Origin of the sequence: Rhodopirellula sp. JB055, assembly GCF_043100905.1 — a bacterium.
In the GTDB taxonomy this organism is placed as follows: Bacteria; Planctomycetota; Planctomycetia; order Pirellulales; family Pirellulaceae; genus Rhodopirellula.
The window spans coordinates 1-9,326 of record NZ_JBICHO010000043.1 but is presented as its reverse complement, the minus strand read 5'-3'; the positions used below and the strand labels follow the sequence as shown (position 1 = coordinate 9,326).

The 9,326-nt window shown below is 56.2% G+C and carries 9 protein-coding genes; 6 read left to right on the top strand and 3 right to left on the bottom strand.

All coding sequences use genetic code 11. The features are described 5' to 3' along the window. Window positions 1–128 precede the first annotated feature (128 nt). Window positions 129–428, bottom strand: a complete 300-nt coding sequence (locus ACF8AM_RS01625) for a hypothetical protein (protein WP_392553958.1) — start codon at window positions 426–428, stop codon at window positions 129–131. Between the two features lie 261 nt (window positions 429–689). Then, window positions 690–1,496 (bottom strand): ribonuclease III, encoded by an 807-nt coding sequence (gene rnc / locus ACF8AM_RS01620; RefSeq protein ID WP_392553957.1) that lies wholly within the window; start codon window positions 1,494–1,496, stop codon window positions 690–692. Between the two features lie 326 nt (window positions 1,497–1,822). On the opposite strand from rnc, the gene ACF8AM_RS01615 reads away from it, so the two are divergent. From ACF8AM_RS01615 to ACF8AM_RS01595, 5 genes are all read left to right on the top strand, one after another. Then, window positions 1,823–4,129: a M28 family peptidase gene (locus ACF8AM_RS01615; protein WP_392553956.1), complete on the top strand. Its 2,307-nt coding sequence runs from the start codon at window positions 1,823–1,825 to the stop codon at window positions 4,127–4,129. A gap of 139 nt (window positions 4,130–4,268) precedes the next feature. Beyond that, complete coding sequence (locus ACF8AM_RS01610; RefSeq protein ID WP_392553955.1) at window positions 4,269–4,913, top strand: OmpH family outer membrane protein; 645 nt, start codon at window positions 4,269–4,271, stop codon at window positions 4,911–4,913. A 164-nt stretch (window positions 4,914–5,077) separates the two neighbouring features. After that, on the top strand, window positions 5,078–5,986 hold the full coding sequence (lpxC, locus tag ACF8AM_RS01605; RefSeq protein WP_392553954.1) for a UDP-3-O-acyl-N-acetylglucosamine deacetylase: 909 nt from the start codon (window positions 5,078–5,080) through the stop codon (window positions 5,984–5,986). Window positions 5,987–6,074: 88 nt separating this feature from the next. Continuing rightward, the gene (lpxA, locus tag ACF8AM_RS01600; protein WP_392553953.1) at window positions 6,075–6,884 is read left to right on the top strand and encodes an acyl-ACP--UDP-N-acetylglucosamine O-acyltransferase; all 810 of its coding nucleotides are present in this window, start codon (window positions 6,075–6,077) and stop codon (window positions 6,882–6,884) included. Then, window positions 6,881–7,990 (top strand): Gfo/Idh/MocA family oxidoreductase, encoded by a 1,110-nt coding sequence (locus ACF8AM_RS01595; RefSeq protein WP_392553952.1) that lies wholly within the window; start codon window positions 6,881–6,883, stop codon window positions 7,988–7,990. Before lpxA ends, ACF8AM_RS01595 begins: the two co-directional genes overlap by 4 nt. 409 nt (window positions 7,991–8,399) lie before the next feature. On the opposite strand, the gene ACF8AM_RS01590 is transcribed toward ACF8AM_RS01595, so the two are convergent. Further along, complete coding sequence (locus tag ACF8AM_RS01590; protein WP_392553951.1) at window positions 8,400–8,630, bottom strand: hypothetical protein; 231 nt, start codon at window positions 8,628–8,630, stop codon at window positions 8,400–8,402. A 298-nt stretch (window positions 8,631–8,928) separates the two neighbouring features. Here ACF8AM_RS01590 and ACF8AM_RS01585 point away from each other — a divergent pair. Then, window positions 8,929–9,326: phosphoenolpyruvate carboxylase (locus ACF8AM_RS01585; protein ID WP_392553950.1), on the top strand; the 398-nt coding region annotated here is incomplete at its 3' end.

The window sequence follows — 9,326 nt, the reverse complement described above, 5'->3', positions numbered from 1 at the left end:
CAGACATCCACTTATGCATACTTGGTTCGTTAAATGGATTAGATTGATTGCGATACATAGCTCCTACATAAAAAGATTCCGTTGCGTTATATTGAAAATCAACACCAATATTAAAGCCATTTTTAGCATCACCACGACCGAATCACAATCGGCAGCGTGAACGCTGGCAAACCAGAATCGACGCCCCCGCTTTGCCGCCGCCACAGAAGTGTTGCAAACACGCCCACGTACAAAGGGAACGCCAACACCATCCGAATGGTCAGCAACAGTGTCGCGTCCGCCCCCGCCGCAAAAGCGAGTTTGATGAAGATGGACTTCATCGCGAAAAGGAATGTCCCCACGATCGCCAACGTCACGCCTGACGAAAATCGAACGGAGATGGAATCCGGCGAGGATGCGAAATCGGAAGCGGTTGTGTCCGTGGTCACAGAAAGATTCAATCGAACAAAGAAGGAATGGTGTGCCGCCAGAGTCTCAACACACCCCGATCGTCGCAACCCACCAGCAAGCTTCTTCCGTGACACCCCACCGGCGATCTCGGTTCAGGGACGTTCTCTGTTCACCGAAACGAACGCGAGTCGTTCGGTAGAATCCTCTCCCCCCAAACTTCGTTTCGGGAGAGGTTCTTAGATGCTCAAACCCGCTCAAACGCGGCCTCGAAAAACTGCACGACCTCCCAGATCAGGGGATCACGTTGGCGGCAGTTCGCTGTCGTAAGGCACCGCATTGCCATGCAACTCAGCCAACGCATTCGCTGCCGCACGCTGTTCAGCGTCCTTCTTGTTGTTTCCCCATGCGGGAGCGAAATTGCGCCCGTCGACGATCGCCCCCATCAAGAACATCTTGCGATGATCCGGCCCCGTCTCGCGAATCAATTTGTAAACCGGCGTCGCTGCCAATTCCCGCTGAGCGTATTGCTGGAGAACGGATTTGTGATTACCTGATCCTTGGGTGTCAACGGCCAAGTTGACTTCTTCTGCCAACCAATCTTTCAACCGTTCGCGAACGATTCCGGGTCCACCGTCGATGTACAACGCTGCGATCACAGCTTCAAAAACATCGCTAACCAATGATTTCGGATAACTCCGATTTCGAGTCACCCCACGACCAACGATCAAGCATTGATCCAAGCCCAGCTTGCAAGCGACCTTGCCACACGATCGACGGCTGACAACCGCCGATTTGATCTTGGTCAAATCACCTTCGCTGTATTCGGGATACTCGTTGAACAACCATTCGCAAACAGTCAGCCCGAGAACCGAGTCCCCCAGAAACTCCAACCGTTCGTTGCTGGCCAACCGGTTGGAGGCTCCCGATGCGTGCGTCAGTGCCGAACGCAGCAGATCAAGGTCCTGAAACCTGTAGTCCAGAATCTCTTGGCAACGCTGAATTTTTGCGTCCGCATCGGCATAGGGTTCGTCGTCGGATGCATCCACCAATCGAATGGTTCGCGAATGGAGCTCCTTGGACGCGGGAGTGAACTCGCCGGAGTTCACCGGATTCGTTTCCAACGTCGGTGGAGAGAGCGATTCTCGTGAAGAATCACGAGAAGATTTCGGTGACGAGGGTGACACGCGCAGGCAGACCTTGAACAGTGGGATGGGGAAGAAACGACAGGAATGTCAAATCTTCAGTCCCGCGCCGGTGACCGAAACGTTGGGACGTCTCGGCCACCGGTGAGCGACTGGTGGGAGGGAATGATTGCCGATGAGACAATCGGGGCTCCCTCTTCCGCATGGCAATTCTAGCTGGGATGCGGGGGTTTTGGCAACGAGATCGTCACTTCACTCGGAACGAAGTTTCGATTCGCTGCCAACAGACCATGCGAAATCTCGAACAAACCAGCGACAGCAACCGGTATAACGAAGCGTCTCCCCACACCTTTTCGCGAACCGAACTCAGTCACTCAATCTGGAAGCAAATGATGACGCGAAGGAACACGACCGGCGTGCTTGGAAACCGAGCCAAACTCCGTTTCTGCTGCTTGGGGATCATTTTGTTCGGCACAGGAATGGGATTCCGATCGGCAGCCGCAGAAGAGACGACGCCAACCTCCCAATCCACCTCCACCGCCCAGGCATCGGCGCATACGCTTTCTTCGCTGACGCAGGATCTGAAGTACCTGACCAGCGAAGAACTGGCGGGTCGCAGCGCGGTAGGCTCCGAGATCCAGAAAGCGGCCGACTACATCGCCAAACGGTACCGCGATATTGGACTCGAAACCCAACTGTATGGTGACTCACCGATGCAGCCGGTTGAAATGGCGACCGGATCGCAACCCACCTCACCCGATGAAAATCGCCTCCAGTGGTGGGCACCAGGAACGGAACCATCGGAAATTGGTCTCGAAAATCAATTCAATCCGCTCGCGATCGGAACCACCCAAGGAGACGTCGAAGCAGACATCGCCTGGGTGGGATACGGCATCCGAGCAACCGACCTCGGGTACGACGACTACGCGGCGTTTGCCGAATTTGATGACGCCACAGGCTCGGTCGAGGGCAAGATCGTGATGATGCTTCGCAAAGAACCTGGGTTCGCTGATCCCGACAGCCCATTCGACGGCGTGGAGAACACGCGTCACGCATTCTTCGACACCAAAATCTCCACCGCGATTGATCAAGGTGCCGCCGGCATCCTGCTCGTCAACGATCCAGAGAGCGTCAAACGCAGCGTGCAAACGATCCAGAATCGCTATCGGGCCGAAGAAAAACGCCTTGATGCACTGACCAAACAGCTCAACGCCCTGCCAGCCGAAGCCGCTAATTTGCGGGCTGCGGTGACCAGGAAACTGGACCAAGTCAACGCAATGCTCGCCAATCGCAATGAAGAGGTGGCAAGAGCTGAATGGGGAATGCTCGGATTGACTGAAGCCGGAATGCGTCCTCGCATGGGCAACGAAAAGATCACCAACGCCCGAACAGGCGATTCCACTCGCCGTCCCGCCGTCCCCGTCGCATCGATCTCCCGAGACGCTGCGGATCGCCTGCTGAAACAAATGGCGGCTCTGCCAGCGACAAACGTGGACGACGACACTCGAGAGTTGTTTGCCAAAGGCTTGGTCGCGGTCGAATCCGCCATCGATGCGGACTTTAAACCGAAAACGATTGCTTCGAATGGACTCCGCGGACGCCTGCAAGTGGGACTGACCAAAGCCACCGCGACCAGCCCCAATGTGATTGGCGTGCTGGAAGGCAAAGGCAAATTGGCGGATGAAACCGTCGTCATCGGAGCCCACTACGATCACGTCGGAATGGGAGGCATGGGGTCGCTGGCCCCAGGAACCATCGAGATCCACAACGGCGCCGACGACAACGCGTCAGGGACCTCCACCATGTTGGCCGTCGCCAAACGCGTGGTCGACGAACTCAGCCAAACGCCTGATCACCGCCGGATTGTGTTCATCGCTTTCACCGGCGAAGAACGTGGATTGCTGGGCAGCAAGCATTACTGCGCCCAACCACGATTCCCGATATCCAAAACGGTCGCGATGCTGAACATGGACATGGTCGGCCGACTTCGCGACAACGAATTGACCGTCTATGGAACCGGAACCGCAGATGGATTTGAATCCTTGATTCAGGACCTGAACCGAGACATGGAATCCACCTCCAAGCCATTCCGTCTGAACCTTGTTTCCACGGGCTATGGCCCCAGTGACCACGCCTCATTTTACGAGGCTGGCGTGCCTGTGCTGTTTTTCTTCACGGGATTGCACAGTGACTATCACCGTCCAAGTGATGATTTTGAGAAACTTAACCTGGACGGGATGACCCGCATAACCGATATCGTTTCTCAGGCCGCCAATCGTGTCGCCACGATGGACCAGCGACCTTCGTACACACAGACCAACAAAGACTTTCAGATTCGGCGTCAATTGACCGTCGTTTTGGGGATTCAAATGAACCCTCAAACCAACGAAGTCGCCGAGGTGATGGACTCCAGTGCTGCGAACGAAGGTGGCATCCAAGTAGGCGATTTGTTGATCAAAGCCGAAGACCGAACCATTCAAACTGTGAACGATCTGCGGGAAAAACTTCGAACGAAGTCGCCCGGGGACTCGCTGCGAATCACCCTCCAGCGAGAAGAAAAAGAGATCGAGTTGACGGTTCGGCTACGGGCGAGATGAACACGATTCGAAGCCAAGAAAAATGTCAAACTGCTGATCAAACCGGCTCGATCTACCTTGAAGCGATCGATTCGGGTTGACACAATGTTCGGCAGCAAAGCTTGATTTCGGTGAGGAAACCGGAGCCAATCAAGCGGGCATGAATCAGACAATCGCATTCACCACGCAAGGAGTAGCGGACGTGCGAACCATCGTTCTTTCGGCCATCGCCATGGCCATGACCACCGTCAGCGTATTGGCACCGACTTCGGCATCGGGCCAAGACGACGGCCACCGCATCGCCGTTGTCGATGTCGCGTACATCTTCAAAAACAACAAAGGCATCAAGCAGCAAGTCAAAGCAGTGGAGGACAACTTGAAGTCCTTCGACAGCGAATTGACTGCCAAGCGTGACGAACTGAAAGCCGCAGCCGAAAAGCTGAAGACTTTCCAACCAAGTTCCCCTGAGTACACCGCTCAAGAAGAACGCGTCGCGTCGATGGAATCCAAACTCCGTTTGGACATGGCCCGCAAACGCAAAGAACTCGCTGACCGCGAAGCCAAAATCTACTTTGACAACTACAAGCTGATCAGCCAGTACGTCAAAGCGATCGCTGAGCACAACAACATCAACTTGGTGCTGCGTTACAACAGCGAAGACATGGACCTCGCACAAGGCGAGTCGGTCATCCGCGGCGTCATGCGAAACATCGTCTATCACGACGAAAAGCTCGACATGACCGGTGCCGTCATGAGCTACCTGGACAGCAAATTGATGGCTGGCGGAACGCCAAACCGTCAGTGATCCATCCAGGACACTCTGACAAACAACAGGGTGGCTCAAGCACCGCTTGAGTCACCAACCAAGCGCCGCATGGATTCGCGACGCTTTCCAAGGAACCAAAAGGGGCACCTCGGCATCCCGATGCCGAGGCACAGGCTTCGCTCGCGTGCAAGGAGGCTCGCAGCGTGATGGGAATCCGCAACGAACACACAATTGCTTCGCAATGCGAGATCAGCGGTCGCGGCTACTGGAGCGGCAAAGACGTCCGCGTCACCTGCTGCCCCGCACCAATCGGAACAGGGATCGTCCTCGTGCGATCCGACCTGCCTGAACAACCCGAGTGCCCAGCCACCACCCAATTCGCCACAGGCATCTCCTTCCGAACCAACCTCGCCAACGGCGATGCCAAGTTCGAAATGGTGGAACACCTGATGGCCGCGCTTGCGGGACTCGAAATCGACAACTGCCGTGTCGAAATCACAGCCGAAGAACTTCCGGGACTCGACGGAAGCTCACTCGCCTACGTCAACGCGCTTCAAGAAGCCGGCCTGGTCATCCAAGCCGCCGCCTCGCAACCGCTGGTGATTCGCGAACCAGTCCGCATCGAACACAGTGGCGGGTACGTCGACGTTTCGCCCAGCGATCAAGGCGAAGCCATCTACGAATACTGCCTGGACTACGGCCCGCACAGTGCCATCCGCCAGCAAACATTCCGGTGCGTGCAAACGCCACACACGTTTGCACGTCAAGTCGCCTCCGCTCGCACCTTTGTGACCGCTGACCAAGCCTCACAACTGCGCCAGTCCGGTGTTGCCTCGCACGTCACACACCAAGACCTCTTGGTGATCAGCGATGACGGGCCGGTCGACAACGAGTACCGATTCCGCAACGAATGCGCCCGCCACAAAACACTCGATCTGATTGGTGACCTTTCCCTGGCTGGCGTCACTTTGGTAGGACAGTTCACGTCCGTTCGTGGTGGCCACCAACTCAATGGCATGGTCGCGGCACGCTTGGCAGAACTTGCTCAACAGCACAAACGAAATCACCAAGCCACCCCGCCCAGTGGCTTGCACCACCGCCGAGCAGCATGATGCAACAACTCGGAATGAATTCAACTCGGAATCAGACTCGCTTCACTCACGCACCTCAACCTCAGAACAACGCACCAAGGATCCAACTATGAGTGCCAATATCGCTCAAACCGCCGTGGTCGATCCTCGTGCGCAGATTGGCGAAGATGTCCAAATCGGACACTTCTGCGTCATTGGCCCCAATGTCAAATTGGGCGACCGAACACGAGTGGGAGATCACGTGACCCTCGATGGCGTCACCTCGATCGGTTGCGACAACCAAATCTTTCCCCACGTTTCCATTGGCACCAATCCACAAGACGTCAGCTATCGCAACACACCCACGCGTGTCGAAATCGGTGACGGCAACGTCTTTCGCGAACAAGTCACGATCAACCGTGCCAGCGAAAAAGAAGACGGTGTGACTCGCGTCGGCGACCACAACTACCTAATGACCGGAACGCACATTGCTCACGATTGCAACATTGGCTCGCGAATCGTGTTGGCCAACAACTGCATGATCGGCGGTCACGCTCACATTGCCGACGACGTCACCATCGCAGGCGGCGCGGGCGTGCACCAATTCGTTTCGATTGGAACACTCAGTTTTGTTGGTGCGATGACACGCATCCTTCAAGACGTGCCACCGTTTGTGATTGTCGATGGGGCCGACGCTCGCCCTCGTTGCATCAACACCGTCGGCCTCAAACGCCACGACTACACCGACGATGACATTGCTGTGTTGACACAGGCGTTTCGTTTGCTGTATCGGAAACGTATCGGCGTGGAACCCGCTCGCGATCAACTCTTCGCGACTGGTCCGATCCGCCCCGTGTTGCGGCACCTGTTTGATTGTTTTGACAACAGTTGCCTTGGTCGTGCCGGCCCAGGCCGAGATAGAAGAAAGAAAGCAGCATGAACCGGGAATTGCGAGTCGCCGTCATTGGTGCAGGTCACTTGGGCCGCATCCACGCGAAATTGATTTCTCAAGTCGACGGCGCTCGCCTCGTCGCCATATGCGATCCGGTCGAAGCCGCTTGCAAGGCCGTTGCCGACGCTCACGGCGTCGCCGCTCACTCGGACTACCACGATGTTATTGATGACATCGACGCTGCCATCATCGCAGCCCCCACCGACTATCACGCCGACATCGCTTCGACATTGATCAAAGCTGGCAAGCACTTGATGGTCGAAAAACCACTCGCCGCCGAATCCGACGACGCACGACGCTTGGCCTTGATGGCATCGACACGAAATGTCGTGTTGCAAGTCGGCCATGTCGAACGGTTCAACCCCGCCTTCACCTCGCTAGAAGAATTCGGCGTGGACGTGAAGTACGTCGAAGCCACACGAGCGTCTCGCTTCCCCGGACGTTGCTTGGACGTCGGCGTTGTGATGGACCTGATGATCCATGACCTGGACCTGGTTCTCTCTCTGACTCAATCCGCGGTGCGTTCGATCTCCGCCAGCGGCATATCAGTTGTCAGCGACCACGAAGACATCGCCGAAGCACGCATCGAATTCGAATGTGGAATGGTCGCCAACCTCAAAGCGTCACGTGTCAGCCCGCTGCCAGCTCGCGACATGACTTTGTTCAGCCCTGCCGGTTTTGCACAAATCGACTTTGGCAAACCATCCCTGGCGACGGTTCGAGCCAGCGAAGCACTTTCCTCGCGGCAGTTCGATCTGCACGAGCAAACCGACAACCCGCTCGGCTACGCCGACGCATTATTCGGCGAACACCTGCAATGCCAGGTCAACGAACTCGAACCGCGAAACGCAATCCTTGACGAACTGCATGACTTTGTCATCAGCATTGAAAGCGGATCCTCTCCGGTTGTCGACGGTTCTGCCGGAGCCCGAGCCGTGAAGGTTGCCGGATCCATCTTGGACGCGATCGACGAGCGTGCCTGGTACGCCTACGCCGGTGCGGATGAACGCGGCCCTCTTGCGATCCCGCGGCGCCGCGTGGAGCAACCCTCCAAACGCGAAGACGTCGTCACGCCAGTGCGGCGAGCTGCCTGATTCTCGCCCCATTCAGCGAGAAAGTGTCCCGCGTTTTGCAGGTTGAACCGCCTGATTCAGCAGAAAAATGCTCTGTCAGGCGTCAGCCAAGCGGATTTGCCGAGGGTGCAGTGTGCGACATCCTGACGCGGCAACGTTTTCAAATCGAACCCTGTCGCGTAAAAACGCTCAAAAACCGCAAGAAAACTGGCCGCAAAGTCGTTTTATTCGGTTTTTGCAGCGTAATTGCTATGGTTGACGCAAGCTGCGTGACACCTAAACTCTGCCCAAATTGCCTCCGCGCGTGTTTGAGGCATATCCACCTAGTCTAGGAGAGTTTAGATGATTCGATCGATCATGGTCGTTGCCCTGTTCGCTGTTTCCAGCGTTGCCGTGGCTCCACAAGCAGAAGCTGGCTTTTTCAAGTGCTTCAAGAAGAACACCTGCTGCGAACCAGCCCCCGTGTGCTGCGAACCAGCTCCAGTATGCTGCGAGCCAGCTCCAGCACCCGTTTGCTGCGAACCAGCTCCAGCTCCAGCACCTTGCTGCGAACCTGCTCCAGCACCAGCACCTGTTTGCTGCGAACCTGCTCCAGCTCCAGTTTGCTGCGAGCCAGCTCCAGCTCCTTGCTGCGAACCAGCTCCAGTTTGCTGCGATCCATGTGCAAAGCCAAAGTGTGGCTTGTTCGCCAAAATCAAGGCTCGCTTCGCAGCCAAAAAGTGCTGCCCAGATCCTTGCTGCAACTGAATCAACGGAATTCGTCCGTTTCCGAGCTGAATCGGCGACGACGTTTCACCGACATAAGAGCGAGTGCTGTTCATGAACAGTGCTCGTTTTTTTATGCGCGGTCACCATTGGCAAGAAGCGTTTGTTACCCGACGATTCAGTGATTGCCCGGATCCAATGATGATTGCGGGGCCGTGCCTTCCTCGTCCTTTTCACCTCTTTGAACAGCCACGATGGTTTCAGCCAATATTCTCGCTCTTGATGTCGACCAACTGAATCGCGATTGGCAGTGGATGCTGTCGGCACTTCAAACCGTCCTACAACGCGGTGGCGACGAAAAACTGGCCGAACTGCTGCCAGTGCCGGGCAGCAAACTGGATCCCGCCAAAGCCCCGGCTGATTCGGTTCAGTTGACGCAGGCGTATTCGATCGCGTTTCAATTGCTGAGCATGGCTGAACAAGGTTCCGCCGCTCAGTTTCGAGATCGCATTGAATCCGAATCCGGGATGGCAGACTTGCCCGCGCTCTGGGGCGAAAGCCTGCAGCAATTGATTGATCAAGGATGGACGGCCGACATGATCGCCGCCGAACTGCCATCGATGAGAGTGGAACTTGTGCCGACCGCCCACCC

Coding starts and splice junctions, on each gene's coding strand:
- ACF8AM_RS01615 (WP_392553956.1), top strand. CDS start 1,823: ATGCGAAATCTCGAACAAACCAGCGACAGCAACCGGTATAACGAAGCG.
- ACF8AM_RS01610 (WP_392553955.1), top strand. CDS start 4,269: ATGAATCAGACAATCGCATTCACCACGCAAGGAGTAGCGGACGTGCGA.
- lpxA (WP_392553953.1), top strand. CDS start 6,075: ATGAGTGCCAATATCGCTCAAACCGCCGTGGTCGATCCTCGTGCGCAG.
- ACF8AM_RS01595 (WP_392553952.1), top strand. CDS start 6,881: ATGAACCGGGAATTGCGAGTCGCCGTCATTGGTGCAGGTCACTTGGGC.
- ACF8AM_RS01590 (WP_392553951.1), bottom strand. CDS start 8,630: ATGGATCGCAGCAAACTGGAGCTGGTTCGCAGCAAGGAGCTGGAGCTG.